This is a genomic window from Salinicola sp. JS01, from assembly GCF_030284585.1.
Taxonomy (GTDB): Bacteria; Pseudomonadota; Gammaproteobacteria; order Pseudomonadales; family Halomonadaceae; genus Salinicola.
In genome coordinates this window covers 4,268,492-4,285,032 of record NZ_CP127244.1, presented here as the reverse complement: position 1 = coordinate 4,285,032, position 16,541 = coordinate 4,268,492, and the positions used below count along the sequence as shown (strand labels likewise).

The 16,541-nt window shown below is 68.3% G+C and carries 17 protein-coding genes; 4 read left to right on the top strand and 13 right to left on the bottom strand.

Features of this window, described 5'->3' with window-relative positions:
- Positions 1-120: 120 nt before the first annotated feature.
- Positions 121-855, top strand: coding sequence for a PAQR family membrane homeostasis protein TrhA (gene trhA / locus QO259_RS19535; RefSeq protein ID WP_285951270.1), 735 nt, complete (start codon positions 121-123; stop codon positions 853-855).
- Here trhA and soxR read toward each other — a convergent pair.
- Positions 825-1,328 (bottom strand): redox-sensitive transcriptional activator SoxR, encoded by a 504-nt coding sequence (gene soxR, locus QO259_RS19530; protein ID WP_285951269.1) that lies wholly within the window; start codon positions 1,326-1,328, stop codon positions 825-827. The genes trhA and soxR overlap by 31 nt on opposite strands.
- A gap of 175 nt (positions 1,329-1,503) precedes the next feature.
- Here soxR and QO259_RS19525 point away from each other — a divergent pair, with 175 nt between their 5' ends.
- Positions 1,504-3,351 carry an ABC transporter ATP-binding protein gene (locus QO259_RS19525; RefSeq protein ID WP_285951268.1) on the top strand — a complete coding sequence of 616 codons (1,848 nt, stop codon included), beginning with the start codon at positions 1,504-1,506 and terminating at the stop codon, positions 3,349-3,351.
- A gap of 7 nt (positions 3,352-3,358) precedes the next feature.
- On the opposite strand, the gene QO259_RS19520 is transcribed toward QO259_RS19525, so the two are convergent.
- The 3 genes from QO259_RS19520 to QO259_RS19510 all read right to left on the bottom strand — a co-directional run bounded on the left by QO259_RS19520 (position 3,359) and on the right by QO259_RS19510 (position 4,610).
- On the bottom strand, positions 3,359-3,859 hold the full coding sequence (locus QO259_RS19520) for a DUF421 domain-containing protein (RefSeq protein ID WP_207036349.1): 501 nt from the start codon (positions 3,857-3,859) through the stop codon (positions 3,359-3,361).
- A 71-nt stretch (positions 3,860-3,930) separates the two neighbouring features.
- Entirely contained in the window at positions 3,931-4,266 is a 336-nt protein-coding gene (locus QO259_RS19515) for a DMT family transporter (protein ID WP_285951267.1), read from the bottom strand.
- The gene (locus QO259_RS19510) at positions 4,263-4,610 is read right to left on the bottom strand and encodes a DMT family transporter (protein ID WP_207036364.1); all 348 of its coding nucleotides are present in this window, start codon (positions 4,608-4,610) and stop codon (positions 4,263-4,265) included. The genes QO259_RS19515 and QO259_RS19510 overlap by 4 nt, the downstream gene beginning before the upstream one ends.
- A 348-nt stretch (positions 4,611-4,958) precedes the next feature.
- Here QO259_RS19510 and QO259_RS19505 point away from each other — a divergent pair, with 348 nt between their 5' ends.
- A complete protein-coding gene (locus tag QO259_RS19505) occupies positions 4,959-5,420 on the top strand; it encodes a TetR/AcrR family transcriptional regulator (RefSeq protein ID WP_285951266.1) in 462 nt (153 codons plus the stop codon).
- Between the two features lie 132 nt (positions 5,421-5,552).
- Here QO259_RS19505 and QO259_RS19500 read toward each other — a convergent pair whose 3' ends face one another.
- The 5 genes from QO259_RS19500 to QO259_RS19480 all read right to left on the bottom strand — a co-directional run bounded on the left by QO259_RS19500 (position 5,553) and on the right by QO259_RS19480 (position 10,214).
- Entirely contained in the window at positions 5,553-6,152 is a 600-nt protein-coding gene (locus tag QO259_RS19500) for a class I SAM-dependent methyltransferase (RefSeq protein ID WP_285951265.1), read from the bottom strand.
- An 82-nt stretch (positions 6,153-6,234) separates the two neighbouring features.
- On the bottom strand, positions 6,235-7,011 hold the full coding sequence (gene djlA, locus QO259_RS19495; RefSeq protein WP_035476322.1) for a co-chaperone DjlA: 777 nt from the start codon (positions 7,009-7,011) through the stop codon (positions 6,235-6,237).
- Positions 7,012-7,021: 10 nt separating this feature from the next.
- On the bottom strand, positions 7,022-9,034 hold the full coding sequence (locus QO259_RS19490) for a 1-deoxy-D-xylulose-5-phosphate synthase (protein ID WP_285951264.1): 2,013 nt from the start codon (positions 9,032-9,034) through the stop codon (positions 7,022-7,024).
- An 18-nt stretch (positions 9,035-9,052) separates the two neighbouring features.
- Complete coding sequence (locus tag QO259_RS19485; protein ID WP_285951263.1) at positions 9,053-9,955, bottom strand: polyprenyl synthetase family protein; 903 nt, start codon at positions 9,953-9,955, stop codon at positions 9,053-9,055.
- The gene (locus QO259_RS19480; protein ID WP_207036368.1) at positions 9,945-10,214 is read right to left on the bottom strand and encodes an exodeoxyribonuclease VII small subunit; all 270 of its coding nucleotides are present in this window, start codon (positions 10,212-10,214) and stop codon (positions 9,945-9,947) included. Before QO259_RS19480 ends, QO259_RS19485 begins: the two co-directional genes overlap by 11 nt.
- A 407-nt stretch (positions 10,215-10,621) precedes the next feature.
- On the opposite strand from QO259_RS19480, the gene serA reads away from it, so the two are divergent.
- Positions 10,622-11,872, top strand: a complete 1,251-nt coding sequence (gene serA / locus QO259_RS19475; protein ID WP_207036369.1) for a phosphoglycerate dehydrogenase — start codon at positions 10,622-10,624, stop codon at positions 11,870-11,872.
- Between the two features lie 179 nt (positions 11,873-12,051).
- Here serA and QO259_RS19470 read toward each other — a convergent pair whose 3' ends face one another.
- The 4 genes from QO259_RS19470 to QO259_RS19455 are packed head-to-tail and all read right to left on the bottom strand — an operon-like array spanning position 12,052 to position 16,505.
- Positions 12,052-12,498, bottom strand: coding sequence for a group I truncated hemoglobin (locus QO259_RS19470; protein WP_285951262.1), 447 nt, complete (start codon positions 12,496-12,498; stop codon positions 12,052-12,054).
- Between the two features lie 13 nt (positions 12,499-12,511).
- Positions 12,512-13,381 carry a DUF3034 family protein gene (locus QO259_RS19465; protein ID WP_285951261.1) on the bottom strand — a complete coding sequence of 290 codons (870 nt, stop codon included), beginning with the start codon at positions 13,379-13,381 and terminating at the stop codon, positions 12,512-12,514.
- A gap of 19 nt (positions 13,382-13,400) precedes the next feature.
- Positions 13,401-15,806 (bottom strand): bifunctional diguanylate cyclase/phosphodiesterase, encoded by a 2,406-nt coding sequence (locus QO259_RS19460; RefSeq protein WP_285951260.1) that lies wholly within the window; start codon positions 15,804-15,806, stop codon positions 13,401-13,403.
- A complete protein-coding gene (locus QO259_RS19455) occupies positions 15,807-16,505 on the bottom strand; it encodes a cupredoxin domain-containing protein (RefSeq protein WP_207036375.1) in 699 nt (232 codons plus the stop codon).
- Between the last annotated feature and the right edge of the window lie 36 nt (positions 16,506-16,541).

The following is a 16,541-nucleotide window of genomic DNA, read 5'->3' as shown; positions in this document are numbered from 1 at the left end:
CCGGCGGCGTCATCGTTGCGTCATCATGACTCGGGAGACTGAACGTCGTCCCGGCGTGCGGGTCCAACCCACGTCTATGCTCACGATCCTGCCACGCATCCCGCAGGAGGCTCAGCCGTCATGCCCGATTCCGCTTCGCGCCCTCTCACGTCTTCTCGATATCCGACATCACACCCCGAGCACGCCTCGCCGTCCCAACCCGCAGAGGAGGAAGAGTACACCCGGCTGGAGGAGTGGCTGCACAGCATCAGCCACGGCATCGGCGCCGCGCTGAGTCTCGCCGGCATGATCGTGCTGATCGTGCTGGCCAGCATCGCCGCCGAGGTCGACCCGTGGAAGATCGTCAGCGTCTCGCTCTACGGCAGCTGCCTGCTGGCGCTCTACACCGCCTCGACGCTCTATCACGGCTTTCGCAGCCAGCGCCTGAAGCGCGCCTTCCAGGCCTTCGATCACTGCGCCATCTATCTGCTCATCGCCGGCACCTACACCCCCTTTTTGCTGGTCAACCTGCGCGGGCCCATGGGCTGGGCGCTGTTCGGCGTGATCTGGGGGCTGGCTCTGGGCGGCATCGCCCTGCGCCTGATCTGGCCGCAGCGCTTCAACCTGCTGCGCGTGTTCATCTACCTGATCATGGGCTGGCTGATCGTGATCGCCTCTGACAGCCTGACCACGCAGCTATCCCCCACCGGCCTCGCGCTGCTGGTCGCCGGCGGCATCACCTACACGGTCGGCGTGCTGTTCTACGCCCTGCGCGCAATCCCCTTCCACCACGCCATCTGGCACCTGTTCGTGATCGGCGGCAGCGTCTGCCACTTCCTCGCCATCTATAACGCGGTGCTGCCGTTCGAGACATGATCCGAGCCCAGCCGCTGCGCGCCTTCGCCGTCGCCGCCGAGCACGTCACCGGGGTTGCGTAGCGGGCACTGCGCCAGAGACAGACAGCCGCAGCCGATACAGCCATCGAGCTGGTCGCGCAGCAAAGTGAGCTGAGTGATGCGCTCGTCCAGGGCCGCTCGCCAGCGCTCGGACAAGCGCCGCCAATCCGCCGCCGTCGGCGTGCGCGAATCGGGCAGCGTGGCCAGCGCCTGCTGGATCTCCGCCAGCGGCACCCCGGTGCGCTGGGCGATCTTGATCACCGCGACCCGGCGCAGCACGTCGCGGGTATAGCGGCGCTGATTGCCGGCGTTGCGCCAGCTATGGATCAAGCCCTTGGTCTCGTAGAAATGCAGCGTCGAGACCGCCACGCCGCAGCGCCGGGCGACATCGCCCACGCTGAGCGCCTGCTTGGTCGCGGCGAGCCGGCGGGGCCGGGTGTTGGAACTCTCCATTGGGCTTTACCTCAACCATACTCGAGGTCTTACGCTGGCGGAAAACGTCCGCCGCGGCAAGCACCGACGGCGGTACTCGCGACGACACCGACGTACAATGAGCTCAGGCTTCCACCGGCCAGCGCCACGCGTCGCCGGTACCGCCACGCTCTTCCTCAGTGATTGCAGGTTTGCCATGTTCCAATGGTTCGAAAAACGTCTCGACCCCTTCCCGTCGGCGGAGCCGCAGCGCCCGCCGGATACCCTGATCGCCTTCTGCCTGCACTATACCCGTGGGGCCTGGCCCTACCTGCTGGCGGCGACCACGCTGATGGCGCTGATCGCCGGCGTCGAGGTGTGGATGTTCGGCTTCCTCGGCAATATCGTCGACTGGCTCGCCGACCAGAATCGCGCCACCTTCCTCGCCGACCAGGGCTGGAAGCTCGCCGGCATGGCGCTGGTGGTGCTGGTGGCGCTGCCGGGGATGGTATGGCTGCACTCGCTGTTCCAGCAGCAGACGATGATGGGCAACTATCCCATGCGTATCCGCTGGCAGGCGCACCGCTATCTGCTGCGCCAGTCGATGGGCTTCTATCAGGACGAGTTCGCCGGACGCATCGCGACCAAGGTGATGCAGACGTCATTGGCCGTGCGCGAGTGCGTGATCAAGCTGTTCGACGTGCTCAACTACGTCAGCGTCTACTTCCTGGGCACGCTGTTGCTGGTGGGCAGCGCCGACTGGCGTCTGGCCATACCGCTGGTGGTGTGGCTGGCCGGCTATCTGGTGCTGCTGCGGGTGTTCGTGCCAGTCATGGGCCGGGTGTCGGAGTCCCAGGCCGACGCCCGCTCGCGCATGACCGGGCGCATCGTCGACAGCTACAGCAATATCCAGACGGTCAAGCTGTTCTCCCACGCCAGCCGCGAGGCGGCTTTCGCGCGTGAAGGCATGGCCGGCTTCCTGGTCACGGTCTACCGCCAGATGCGCCTGGTCACCGGTCTCTACGGGCTGCTCTATCTGCTCAATGCGCTGCTGCTGTTCAGCGTCGGCTGGCTGTCGCTGTCGCTGTGGCTCGACGAGGCGGTGAGCGTGGGCGCGGTCGCCGTGGCGCTGGGCCTGGTGATGCGTCTGTGGGGCATGTCGCAGTGGATCATGTGGGAGGTCTCGGCGCTGTTCGAGAACATCGGCACGGTGCAGGACGGCATGTCGACGCTGTCACTGCCGCATCAGATCGAGGATCGCGACGACGCCACCCCGCTCGAGGTCTCTCGCGGCGAAATCGTGTTCGACCATATTCGCTTCCACTACGGCAAGGGCAGCGGTGTGATCGACGATCTGGCGCTGACCATCCGCCCGGGCGAGAAGATCGGCCTGATCGGCCCCTCCGGCGCGGGCAAGTCGACCCTGGTCAACCTGCTGCTGCGCTTCTACGAGCTGGAGGATGGGGCCATCCGCATCGATGGCCAGGACATCGCCACGGTCACCCAGGAGAGTCTGCGCGCCAAGATCGGCATGGTCACCCAGGATACCTCGCTGCTGCATCGCTCGGTGCGCGACAACCTGCTCTACGGCCGCCCGGACGCCAGTGACGAGATGGCCTGGCGCGCCGCCCGCGAAGCCCACGTGGCCGAGTTCATCGAGGGGCTGAGCGATATCCAGGGGCGCACGGGCTTCGATGCGCATGTCGGCGAGCGCGGGGTCAAACTCTCCGGCGGCCAGCGCCAGCGTCTGGCGATCGCCCGGGTGATGCTCAAGGACGCGCCGATCCTGATTCTCGACGAGGCGACCTCGGCGCTGGACTCCGACGTCGAGGCTGCCATTCAGGAGAATCTGGACCGGCTGATGCAGGGCAAGACGGTGATCGCCATCGCCCACCGCCTCTCCACCATCGCCGCCATGGACCGGCTGGTGGTGATGGAGCAGGGGCACATCGTCGAGCAGGGCACCCACGCCGAGCTGATCCGCGCCAACGGCCTCTACGCCCGGCTGTGGCAGCGCCAGTCCGGCGGTTTCCTGGAGAGCGAGGCGCTCGACGCCGAGGCGTGATCGAGGCTCAGCGCGACGGCACACCCTCGACGCCGGCCAGCGCCGAATCGCTGCTCCCGGCGTCGGGGATCACGCTGAAAGTGCCGTCGGTCTCCAGCACCACGGCGTGCACGCTCTCGATGTCGGCGATGCCGCGCTCGCGCAGCGCGGCCAGGATCTCCACCGCCACCACCCGCTCACGGGCCATCGCCGCGTGGCGCAGGGTGCCGTCGTAGAGCAGCAGGGTCGGGCGCGACTTGACCAGATCCTCGACCCGCTTCGAGCGCACCGAGGTGAAGGTGATCACGAACTGCAGCGCGACGATCAGCACGAACGCCACAACGCTCTGCGCCAGCGACACCGTCGGCGTGATCAGCGCCGTGGAGAGGGTCGAGCCCAGGGCGATGGTGATCACGAAGTCGAAGGCGTTCCACTTCGACAGCGTGCGCTTGCCGGAAAGCCGGATGATCACGACCAGCGCGACGAAACTCAGAAAGCCGACGATGAGGGTATGGGCAATCGGGGACAAGGGCAGGCTCCGCTGAAGACAAGAACCCTCAGGCTAGGCGCCAGAATGGCGCCGCGCGAACCGCCCCGCCCCTAGCTCGCCAGCTTCAACCCGATCACCGCGACCACGATCAGGCCGACGAAGGCGAGCCGCAGCGGCCGGCGCGACTCTCCCCACAGCCACATGCCCAGAAGCGTGCTGCCGAGGGTGCCGATACCGGTGAAAATGGCGTAGGCCACGCCCATATCGATCGAGCGCATGGCGATGGATAGCAGCCCCAGCGAGCAGCCGAAACCCATCACGAGCAGCGCCACACCGCTGGCACGCTGGCCGCGATGCAGGCGTGCGAAGCCGCTCACGCCGACGATCTCGCAAGCGCCGGAGGCGAGCAGCGCCAGCCAGTGCCAGGTGGTGATATCGAGCGTCATGCGCTCACCTGCTGCAGCCCGATCACGCCCACCATCAGCAACACCAGAAAGCCCAGCACCGGCCACTGGAACGCCACCCCGAACAGCAGCCAGTCGGCGATCACGGTACCCGCCGCGCCCATGCCGACGAACACCGTGTAGACGGTGCTGGTGGGGAGATAGCGCACGGCGCGGGAGGCCAGCCACAGACTGGCCACCGCCAGGCCGACCGTGAGCCCCCACTCGAGGCGGCTGTCGGCGTGCTTGAGCCCGCTGGCCCAGCCCACCTCGGCGAGCCCGGCCAGCGGCAGAAGCCCCCAGCGGGCGCGCAGACGGAAACGTCGAGTTCGATGTGTTCGGCTCATGCTGGCTCTTCCCTGCTCGTCTCGGTCGGGTGACCGGACCAAGAACACCTTTCACAACCGCTATACGACGTGGGCTTATCCGGCGGCAGGGCGTCGCGAGGGCGCTGTGAACCCCTCCCTGGGCGCTACCTTTGCCATCCCTGGCAAAGGACCCTCGCTTAGCCCTGCCCCCGGCGCCCATCGTCAGATGGGTTTGGAAACGGGTTCTAACCGTGGATCGGCGATACAGTCTTTGTCGCTGTCGCCGTCGTCGCTATAGCCTTACTAACTAACGGTCGTTAGTTTATTGATACCCATCAACTCTGGCAAGCTCTCGCTTTTCCTCGCCCCCTCGCCCAGGAGTGCCGCTTGGACACCCGCAGCCATCTCAAGCAGATCGCCCTGACGCGCTTCGCCCGCCACGGCTACGAGGGCGTCAGCCTGGCCCAGATCGCCACCGATGCGGGAATCAAGAAGCCCTCGATCTACAACCACTTCGAGAGCAAGGCCGCACTCTTTCTCGAACTCGCCGACGACGCCGAGAACACCCTCCTGGCGCTGGTGACGGAGAGCCTGGCCAGCCAGCGCCAGGCGCCCTTCGAGCAGCGCCTGCGCCATCTGGTGGAGTGCTGCTGCACCATCTCCTACCGTGAGCACCAGGGGGTGTTCTACAAGCGCTTTCTGCTCTTTCCCCCCAGGAGCTCAGCCGCGAGGCGCGCGACATCAGCGCCCGTGCCGAGCAGCGTCTCGACCAGCGTCTGGGCGAGATCTTCCACGCCGGCCAGGCGGATGCCGCCCTCGACCCGACGCTGGACGAGGCGGCCTTCATAGCCGCCTTCTACTGCCTGGTGGATGGGCTGCTATCGGAGACCTTCATGTACGACAAGGCCGCGCTGGCGCGGCGCTTCGAGAGCATATGGCAGGTCTTCTGGCGCGGCGTGCGCGCGGGCTGAACGGCGCCGCTCACGCCGCCAGCGGTTTGCGCCAGGCCTGATAGCAGTGGCGGTTGCGCGCCTGGGCCACCACCGAGTGGGCGCGCAGGCCGGGAATATCGATGGCTTCCAAGCCGTCGAGCGCGGCGATGGTACCCGGCGGGCAGGCGTTGCGCGGGGCGATGTCGTTCCAGCCGAGCAGGAACAGCCCACCCGGGCGCAGGCATCGGCTGGCACCGATGAAGGCGGCTTCGATCGCCGCCGGGTCGTCGAGCCCCCAGCCCAGCACGCCGTTGCAGATCACCGCATCCAGCGAGGCGGGGGCGAGATGCGCTTCCAGATGAGCCATGTCAGCGACGATATGGCGAGCGCCGCCGAAGACCGCCTTGGCCGGGTCGATCTCCATGGTGATCACCTCGGCCGAGGGCAGTAGCGCGGGGTAGTGACGGGTGTACCAGGCGCAGCCGACCAGCAGCACGTCTGCCACCGCCGGGTCGGCGTCGAGCGCCGGCAGCACGCACTCCTCGAGCAGGCGACGATCGCCGTAGCGGTAACGCAGGACCAGGCCGCGCCGGTCGATGGCGCCGAGCAGTCTGGCGGTGGTGCGATAGAAACCGGCTTTCCCTGGCATGCAGGACGTCCTGTGAGCGCAGATCCGGTTCGATCCTATCCAAGCCGGGGCACGGCGTCGATGCCGGCCGCGGCGGGCGGTGTCAGGCGCGACTCTCGCGCTGCTTGCGGATCACTTCGTAGGCGTTGCTGATCTCGGCGGTGCGCTCCTTGGCCATCTCGCGCATGCTCTCCGGCAGCCCCTTGCCGGCCAGCTTGTCCGGGTGGTTCTCGCTCATCAGCTTGCGATAGGCGCGCTTGACCTCGGCATCGCTGGCCTCCTCAGAAATGCCCAGCACCCGGTAGGCGTCCTCCAGGCTCTGGCCGCTGCTCGCCTGGCTGCCACCGGCCTGGTGCGGGCCGCCGCGCAGCATCGCCTCGATCTGCTGGATCTCGGCCTCCGAGAAGCCCAGACCGCGGGCCACCCGCAGCAGCATGGTGTGCTCGGCTTCGTGCATCTGGCCGTCGGCGGCGATCGCCGCCAGCTGCACCTGCAAAAAGACCTGCAGCAGCGCGCGCTGGCCGCCGGTGACCCGGCGGATGGTGGCGACCTCGGCGTCGAGATCGAACTCGGGGCTCTTGCCCCGGTTGAACGCCGCCTTGGCCCGCTCGCGCATTTCGCCATTGAGGTGCAGGCGATCGAACAGCATCTCCGCGGTGCGAATCTCGTCGCGGGTGATATGGCCGTCGGCCTTGCAGATACAGCCCATCACCGCAAAGGTGGATTCGAGAAACTGGTGCTGGATGCCCACCACCCGCCCCACCACGGACTGGCGCAGCTTGCGGCTGATCCACCAGCCGATACCGGCCCCGATCAGAAGGCCCGGCAGCTTGCCGGCGAGGTAGCCGATGAAGGCGCCGATCAGAATGGCAATAGACATGGAAGTCCCATCAGTTGTCGTTGAGGTTCAGGCGAGCGCGGATCGCCGCCTCGATCCCGGCGGCATCCAGGCCGCAGTCGCGCAGCAGTTCGGCGGGCTTGCCGTGCTCGATGAAGGCATCGGGGATGCCCAGATTGAGCACCGCCGGCGTCAGCCCCTCCGCCGCCAGCAGCTCGTTGACCCCGCTGCCGGCGCCGCCGGCGACCACGTTCTCTTCCAGGGTGACCAGCAGCTCGTGGGTCTGCGCCGCGGCGACGATGGCGTCGCGATCCAGCGGCTTGACCGAGCGCATGTTGAGGTGTGTCGCCCCGAGCCGCTCGGCGACCTCGGCCGCTGGCGTGTTCAGGCTGCCGAAGGCGAGCAGCGCCACACGCTCGCCCTCGCGCCGGGTCTGCGCGCGGCCGATCGGCACCTGCGCCTCGAGGTCCTGGGGCAGCTCACTGCCGGGGCCGGTACCCCGGGGGTAGCGCACTGCCGCCGGGCCGGAGTGGTGATAGGCGGTGGTGAGCATGGCGCGACACTCGGCCTCGTCCGCCGGCGCCAGAACCACCAGACCGGGCACACAGCGCAGGAAGGAGAGATCCAGCGCGCCGTGGTGGGTCGGGCCGTCTTCGCCCACTAGCCCGGCACGGTCGATGGCGAAGGTGACATCCAGGTGCTGCACCGCGACGTCGTGCACCAGCTGATCATAGCCGCGCTGCAGGAAGGTCGAGTAGATCGCCACCACCGGCTTCATCGCCTCGCAGGCCATGCCGGCGGCCAGGGTCACCGCGTGCTGCTCGGCGATCGCCACGTCGTAGTAGCGCTCGGGATAGGTCTGCGAGAAACGGATCAGGTCGGAGCCTTCGCGCATCGCCGGCGTGATACCGATCAGGCGCGTGTCCACCGCCGCCATGTCGCACAGCCAGTCGCCGAAGACGTTGCAATATTTGCGCGGCTTCGGGCGCAACATCTCTTCGCTGCGCGGCTTCGGGCGCAACATCTCTTCGCTGCGCGGCTGCGGGCGCGATGCATCGTCGGGCTTGGACGTCGAGGCTGCCGCGGCGGGCGGGCGCTCGGCGTCGACCCGCGGCGGCGCCGACGGCTTGCGCTCGAGCTTGGTGATGGCATGAAAACCGATCGGGTCGGCCTCGGCGGGCCGGAAGCCGCGCCCCTTGCGCGTGCGCACGTGAAGAAACTGCGGCCCCTCCTGATCACGCAGCGCCTCCAGCGCCTGGTTGAGCGCCGCCAGGTCGTGGCCGTCAATGGGGCCGATGTAGTGAAAGCCCATCTCCTCGAACAGCGTGGCCGGGCTGATCATGCCCTTGACGTGTTCCTCGGTGCGCCGCGCCAGCTCCAGCGCCCCGGGCAGGTGCGAGAGTACCCGCTTGCCGTTCTCGCGCACCGCCGCATACGGCTTGCTGGTGAGAATGCGGGTCAGGTAGCTGGCCATGCCGCCGACGTTCTCGGAGATCGACATCTCGTTGTCGTTGAGCACCACCAGAAGGTTGGCCTTGACGTGGCCGGCGTGCGCCAGCGCCTCGAAGGCCATCCCGGCGGTCAGCGCGCCGTCGCCGATCACCGCGCAGGCGCGGCGCTTCTCGCCCTTGGCACGCGCACTCAGGGCCATGCCCAGCGCGGCCGAGATCGAGGTGCTCGAGTGGCCCACGCCGAAGGTGTCGTAAGGTGACTCCTCGCGCCGCGGAAAGGCCGCCAGGCCGCCGTACTGACGAATCCCGGTGAGCGCGTCGCGGCGCCCGGTGAGGATCTTGTGCGGATAGGCCTGGTGGCCGACATCCCACACCAGGCGGTCGTGGGGGGTCTGCAGCGCGCGGTGCAGCGCCACCGTGAGTTCGACCACGCCGAGCCCGGCGCCGAAATGGCCGCCGCTGACACCGACGCTGTAGAGCAGGTAGGCGCGCAGCTCGTCGGCGACCTGGCGCAGCTGCGCCAGCGTCATCCGGCGCAGCCCGGCCGGCGCATCGAGCGTGTCGAGCAGCGGCGTCAGCGGGCGCTGCGTGGGGATCTCGTCGAACAGCTTCATAGAATAGGTCGTTACCGGTCAGTGATCGCGATCGATCATGAAACGGGCCAGCCACGCCAGCGGCGCGCCCGCGTCACCCAGCGGCGCCAGCGCCGCGAGGGCTTCGTCGAGGAGCTCGCGGGCCCGCGCCTGGGCACGCTCAAGCCCCAGCAGCGCAGGATAGGTCGGCTTGTCGCGGTGCGCATCGGCGCCCGAAGTCTTGCCCAGGGTCTGGGTATCGCCGGTGACGTCGAGCACGTCGTCGTGGATCTGAAACGCCAGGCCGATGGCCGCGGCGTAGCGGTCGAGCGCCGCCACCCGCGGGTCGCTCTCGGCCACCGCCACCAGCGCCCCCAGACGCACGCCGGCGCGGATCAGCGCGCCGGTCTTGTGCTGGTGCATCGCCTGCAGCGCGGCGAGGTCGAGCGGTGTGCCCACCGCGGCGAGATCGATCGCCTGCCCCGCCGCCATGCCGTCACGGCCGGCGGCCTGGGCCAGGGTCGTGACGAGCGCGGCGAGGCGCGGGTGCTCGCGCGAGGCGAGCACCTCGAAGGCCAGCGACTGCAGGGCGTCGCCGGCGAGAATCGCCAGCGGCTCGTCGAAGGCGCGATGCACCGTGGGCCTGCCGCGGCGCAGGTCGTCGTCGTCCATCGCCGGCAGATCGTCGTGGACCAGCGAGTAGGCGTGGATCATCTCCAGCGCGGCGGCGGCGGGGTCGAGCGCCTCGCTCTGCGCCCCCAGCGCCTGGCCGGCGAGATAGACCAGCACCGGGCGCAGCCGCTTGCCGCTGCCGAGCACGCTGTAGCGCAGCGCCTCGTCGAGTGCCGCCGACACCCCCGGCGAGCGCTCCAGCCAGGCCGCCAGCACCTGCTCGCTGCGCGCCCGCGCGGCGGCAACGGCGGCTTCCGGCAAGGTCTGCTCGTGCACGTGCTCAGGGCTCATGCGGCGGCTCTCCAGCAGTCTCGAACGGTACCGACTGCAGCGTGCCGTCGGCCTGTTCGAGCAGCGCCTGCACCTTGAGTTCGGCGCCATCGAGGCGGCTCTGGGCGTCGCGGGTCAGACGGATGCCGCGCTCGAAGGCGGCCAGTGAGGCTTCCAGCGTCAGTTCGCCGGATTCGAGCTGCGCCACCAGCCGCTCCAGTTGGGTCAGCGTGGTGGCGAAGTCCTGGGGAACGTCCTGTTCGGCCATCTTGTCAGACATGGTGCACTCATAGCGTCGCTCCCAGTGCCTCGCGCGGGCGCGGGCGGGAGCCGGGTCGAGGGCGCGGCGGCCAAGCCACCGGCACCAAGCGAAAACGGTCTTCGAGTATACACCGCCGCCCCCGGGGGTCGTCTGCCCTCGGGGTGAAATCGTCGCGCGGTTTGCGCATTGTCGGCATCGATTCGGCCCAGTTCCGGGTGCCTGCCACGACGCGCCCACGATTGCACGGCATTCATGTCTGCGTGCGTCATTTTCATCCTCACCCGCGACGTCTGTGTTACGCTATGCGCCCGCTGGCGGCGGCCTCCCGACACTGTGTGAGCTCGCGCGACGTCCGCTTTCGCCGACGGATTTCCCATCACCGCGACGCGCTCGCGACAAGCCGATGAAGAAAGGTTGATCCCCCAATGGCCAAGACGTCTCTGGACAAGAGCAAGATCAAGTTTCTGCTGCTCGAGGGCATTCATCAGTCCGCCGTGGATTCGCTGCTCAACGCGGGCTACACCAACATCGAAACGCTCTCCACGTCACTCAGTGAAGAAGAGCTGATCGACAAGATCCGTGACGTCCACTTCATCGGCATCCGCTCGCGCACGCAGCTCACCGAGCGGGTCTTCGCCGCCGCCGAGAAGCTCACCGCGGTAGGCTGCTTCTGCATCGGCACCAACCAGGTCGACCTCGACGCCGCCCTGGCACGCGCGATCCCGGTATTCAACGCGCCCTTCTCCAATACCCGCTCGGTGGCCGAGCTGGTGCTGGCCGAGACCATCATGCTGCTGCGCGGCATCCCCGAGAAGAACGCCCGCGCCCATCAGGGCGGCTGGCTCAAGTCGGCCAAGAACTCCCACGAGGCGCGCGGCAAGACCCTGGGTATCGTCGGCTACGGCAGCATCGGCGCACAGCTCTCGGTGCTCGCCGAGTCCCTCGGCCTCGACGTGATCTACTACGACGTGGTCACCAAGCTGGCGCTGGGCAACGCCCGCCAGGTGGGTAGCCTCGAAGAGCTGCTGGCACGCGCCGACGTGGTCAGCCTGCACGTGCCCGACCTGCCCGCCACCCGCTGGATGATCGGCGCCGAACAGATCGCGCTGATGAAGCAGGGCGGCATCCTGATCAATGCCTCGCGCGGCTCGGTGGTCGAGATCGAGCCGCTGGCACAAGCGCTCCAGAGCGGCAAGCTGCTGGGCGCGGCGATCGACGTCTTCCCGGTCGAGCCCAAGGGCAGCGACGAGGAGTTCGTCTCGCCGCTGCGCGGTCTGGAGAACGTGATCCTGACCCCGCACATCGGCGGCTCGACGCTGGAAGCCCAGGAGAACATCGGCATCGAAGTGGCCGAGAAGCTGGTCACCTACTCCGACAACGGCACCACCATCACCTCGGTCAACTTCCCCGAGGTGGCACTGCCCTCGCACCCGGACAAGCATCGCCTGCTGCACATCCACGAGAACGTGCCCGGGGTGCTCTCGGAGATCAACCGCGTGCTGTCGGAGAACGGCATCAACATCGCCGGCCAGTTCCTGCAGACCAACGACAAGGTCGGCTACGTGGTGATCGACGTCGACAAGGCCTACGGCCCGCAGGCACTCGATGCGCTCAAGCAGGTCAACCACACCGTGCGCCTACGCGTGCTCTACTCCGAGACCGACTATCGCGCCTGATCCCGGTCATCGCGCCCGAGGCGCGGCACTTGTTGCCAGACCTTCTGAGGAGGAGCGCAGGCTAAGCCCACCTCTTCAGATCCGAGGCCCGCGCTACCCGGCGCGGGCCTCGGCGTATCTGGCCGACGGATCACTGTCTGACCACCTCTCACCGTCTGACCATCTCTCACCATCAGGGGTCACTGATAGCGCATGACCGCAGCGTGCTGCGCCGCCAGGCGTTTGAGCAACTGGTTGCGTGCAGAAGCGGAGATCGGCTGGTCGAGCAGCGTCGCCTGGAGCGCATCGACCAGACGATTGAAGTCGGCCTCATGGATGCCCATGTGCTGGTGCGCCTTGTCCATCGGCGCGCCACGGTAGACACAGGGGCCATCGCTGATCACGCACAGGTAGTCCTGCAGCGAGCCGACGAAGTAGTCGATGTTGGTGTTGGCGAAGAACGCCACCAGCTCGGGATCATCGGCGAGACGATAGGTGAAGTCTTCGACGATGGCGTGAATGCCCTGCTCGCCGCCGAGCTTTTGATAGAGGGTCGGCGCGGGCTTTGGCGGCGAGGCAGCACAGCCGCTCAGGAGCAGCGCCAGCAGCGCCGCGGCCCAGCGCCCACGTGAGTGAATGGGATACATCACAGGCTCCCCGTCAAAGCGCGAGTTGCAGCGAGAGATAGCCGCCGCGCTGGTTGTCGAGCCCGGCGATATCGCCGAGATCGAGCCAGGCACCGGTCAGCGAGAGGTGGCGGGTCAAGAACAGCGCGGTGAAGACATCCTGCCACGCCTGCTCCTCGGCAAAGCCGAGGTTGTCGGGCTTCTGCCGATACTCCACCCCGACCACCCAGGCCGGGGTCAGGAACAGCCCCAGCGAGCCTTCGGCCACCAGCGAGCGCCCGCTGTCGCGATCGCCGCCGAAGCCGAGCAGCCCGCCCTGGTTGGCGCGGGTCGAGCGCAGCGTCAGGTTGGCCAGCAGGTTGCGCCCGGCCACGGCGTCGAAGAACAGCTTGCTGCCGGCCAGATAGAGATCGTTACCCTGGGTCGCCTCGGCGCCCACGGCGCGCGCCAGCGCCTGCCCCTGATCGAGCCGCTTGTGCTGCACGCCAATGCTCCAGCTGCCCCAGGGGTGGTAGAGCGGATCACCGAACAGGCGCAGCTTGGCGCCGTAGATCTCCTGCTCGAGCACGCCGCCCAGGGTGTCGAGCGCCAGCCGCTGGCGGGCGTAGGAGAGTTCCACCCGGTCATGCCAGTTGAGCCCGATCCCGCGCACGCGCAGGCCGTAGTCGTCCAGCCACGCCTCGCTGGCGGCCACGCTCATCGCCACCTCGGTATCGCTGGCGGTGCCGGCGAGCACGCCCCAGGGCGAGAGCCCCCCACCGGCGGCACCCTCGATCTGGGTCACGCCACCGGTGCCCAGCAGACGGCTCCCCGCCTGTGCCGGCGTCGCCAGCGTGGCAGCCGCGGCCAGCGCCGTGGCACCCACCGACAGGCGCCGCAGCCAGCGGCGTAGGCGTCTCGCCATCAGGTGTCTCCTCGTAAGGTCATGGTGTCGAAGGCTCGAGCGGGCGCAGAGGCCGGCGCACGCCGGGCGGATAAGCGGCGATCCAATCTGCCACGGCGGCCGCGGGCAGCGGACGTGAGATGCCGTAGCCCTGCAGATAGTCGCAACCCAGCTCGACCAGCAGCGCCCGGGCGGCGTCGGTCTCGACGCCCTCGGCGACCACCTCGAGCCCCAGGTTGTGGCCGAGCTCGATGGTCGAGTGCACGATGATGCGGTCGTCGGAGTGCTGATCGAGCTTGAGAATGAAGGATTTGTCGATCTTGAGCTGGCGTACCGCCAGACGCTTGAGCTGGCCCAGCGAGGAGTAGCCGGTGCCGAAGTCATCGATCGCGGTGCTGGCGCCGCGCTGCGACAGCTCGGCCAGCACCCGGCGCGACACCTCCGGGTCGGAGATGATAGCGCTCTCGGTCACCTCCAGCCCCAGCCGGGACGGGTCCAGACCATACGCGGCCAGCGCCTGATCGAGCCGCTGCGGCAGCGCCGGGTCGATCACGTCCTGGGCCGAAAGATTCACCGCCACCGCCAGGCACAACCCCGCCTCGGCCTCCCAGGCGGCCAGTTGCCGGCACACCGTGTCCAACATCCAGCCGGTCAGCTGGGAGATGATCCCGGCACTCTCGGCCAGGGTGATGAACTCGTCCGGCGGGATGAAACCGAACTCCGGATGCTGCCAGCGCATCAGCGCCTCGAGCTCGACCAGCGCGCCATCGGCGGCGGCGATCTTGGGTTGGTAGACCATGCTCAACTGCCCCCGCTCGGCCGCCAGTTGCAGATCACGCACCAGCGTCATTTCGCGCAGACGCTTCTCGTCCTGCCCTTCCACGTAGCGCAGATAGCCGAGCCGTTGCTGCTTGGCCATGGCCATGGCGACCTCGGCCCGCCGCAGCAGCAGCGGTGCGCTGCGCCCGTGTGCGGGGAAGTTGACCTCGCCGTAGACGAGCTGCAGGCGCAGCGGCGAGTGGTCGAGTTCGATCGGCCGCGCCAGCTCCTCGCGCAGCGACGCCAGCCAGCGCGACTCGATGGCCGCCGAGTCGACCAGCAGCAGGAACTCATCGCCGCCCAGGCGGTAGGCGTGACACACCGGCGCCGGGCAGTCAGCGAGACGTTTTGCCAGCTGGCGCAGGGCCTGATCGCCGACGGCGTAGCCGAAGGTGTCATTGATATGGCGAAAGCCGCAGATCGACAGCCGCAGCAGCGTGAACGGCTCCCCCACCGCGACCGCCTCGGCGATGTCCTGCTGTACCGAGTGGCGATTGGCCAGCCCGGTGAGTTGATCACGCCGCACCTGCTCGCGCTGCTGGCGCTCGCGGCTCTCGATATCGCGCTGCATCGCTACCAGAGTGCGCCCGAGCAGGCCGATCTCGCCGCCTCTGTCGGCCGGCACCTCGGTGACCTCCTCGCCGCGCCCGATCTTCTGGGCCACCTGGGCCAGGCGGATCAGTGGCCGTGACATGCTGCGCGCACTGAAGGCGGCGACCAGCGCTGTCAGCGCCAGCGTCACCGCAAAGATCGCCGCTAGCCGCCAACCGAGGGCCTGGAATACCGCCAGCAGATCCGCACGCGAGTGCTCCACCACGGCATAGACCTGGCCCCGATCTGCATCCGCGGGGATCTCGGAGGTCATCAGCGGCGAGGCGAGCAGCAGCGCGTCCAGCCTGGCGTCGACGCCACTGTGGTGCAGATACTCGCCGCGCGCCAGATCCGCGCGCAGCGCGCTCACCGCCGCGGGCGGCATCTGGGCCAGCGCGCCGGCGACATAGCCCTTCATATCGCCCGCCGTATCGCCCGGCACGCCCGAGGCCCGGTGCGCGCCACTCACCAAAAAACTGACCTGCAGCCGGGTCAAGCGGCTTATCTCCTCGGCCAGCGGCGTATCGAGCAAAAACCCCATGCCGACCCAGCCGATCAGGTTGGGCGCGCGCACCGGGAGCATGACGAACTGATAGGGGCGCTGGCCCTGCAGCACCACACCGGTCGCCTCGCCGGCCTGACGTACCTGTCGCCATAGTCGCGGGAACGGCATCGGCGTACCGGGGGCGTGATGGCTACTGGCCACGATGGTGCCGTCCGGCGCCGCCAGCAGCACCATATCGGCGCCCACCCGCTGGCCATGGTTGGCCAGAACGCTGGCCAGCGTGCCCACATCCTGAGAGGCGATCGCGCTCTTGAAGCCGAAGTCCGAGGTCAGGATGCCGACACTGTCGCGCAACTGTTTGCCGCGCTCGTCGAGCAGCTGGCGCATCACCCCGAGCCCCACCTCCAGCTCGCGCCCGCCCTTGTGCATGACATCGCGATGGATGGTGCCCAGGGTGGCGATGGCGGCGACCAGCTGGGCCACGACCATCACCGCCAGCATGATCAGCAACAGACGTCGGCGGAACGACACTCAGCGGGCCTGCGTCTGTTCGAGCGCGTGCCGAAAGCGCTGCTGCAGAGCCGAGGGCTCGGGCACCGAGGGCAGGCTCGCCGCGAGTTCGAGCGCCACTTGGCGCGTCTCATCGGCGCCGATCTCGCCTTCCCACCACACGAGATGCGTGTCTTCCAGGCGTGGGTGCCACACGCGCAGCCGGTGCCGCCCTGGCGGCAGCGCGAACGCGGCGCGGCCATCGTCAGCGGTGAGTGCGCGGTAAGGTGCCTCGCTGACCACGATGAAGGCCTCCATGGCGTCATGGATATTACAGCCGAGCACGACCACCCCGGCGCGATCGAAGCGCACCGGCGGCGGCGTTTCCTGCAGGTAGAGATCGAGGCTGAACGGGTGCGCCGGCGAGAAGGAGTAGACCTGATGGCGAGTGGTATCGCGATTGGGAAAGCTGACCTCGGCACCCACCGGCACCAGCAGCACGTGCGGAATGAACGTGGCATGGCGCTGAACGATCTGGTAGCCATCGGAGGCGGCGCGGGTCGCACCCGCTGTGGACGGCGCGTAGACCTCGATCACCGCCTCACTCAGCGGCGCGCCGGTAGCGGCGTCGGTGATCTGCAGCTGGGCGCTGACGGCGGGGGCCGCCCACGCCAGCAGCATCAACGCCAGGGCCGCCAGCGGTGCGCTCAGGGTCCAGCGGTGCGAAGGGGTCGGGCACATCTCGGCGCTCTCGCTCGGCGGCAGTGCGCGGACGTC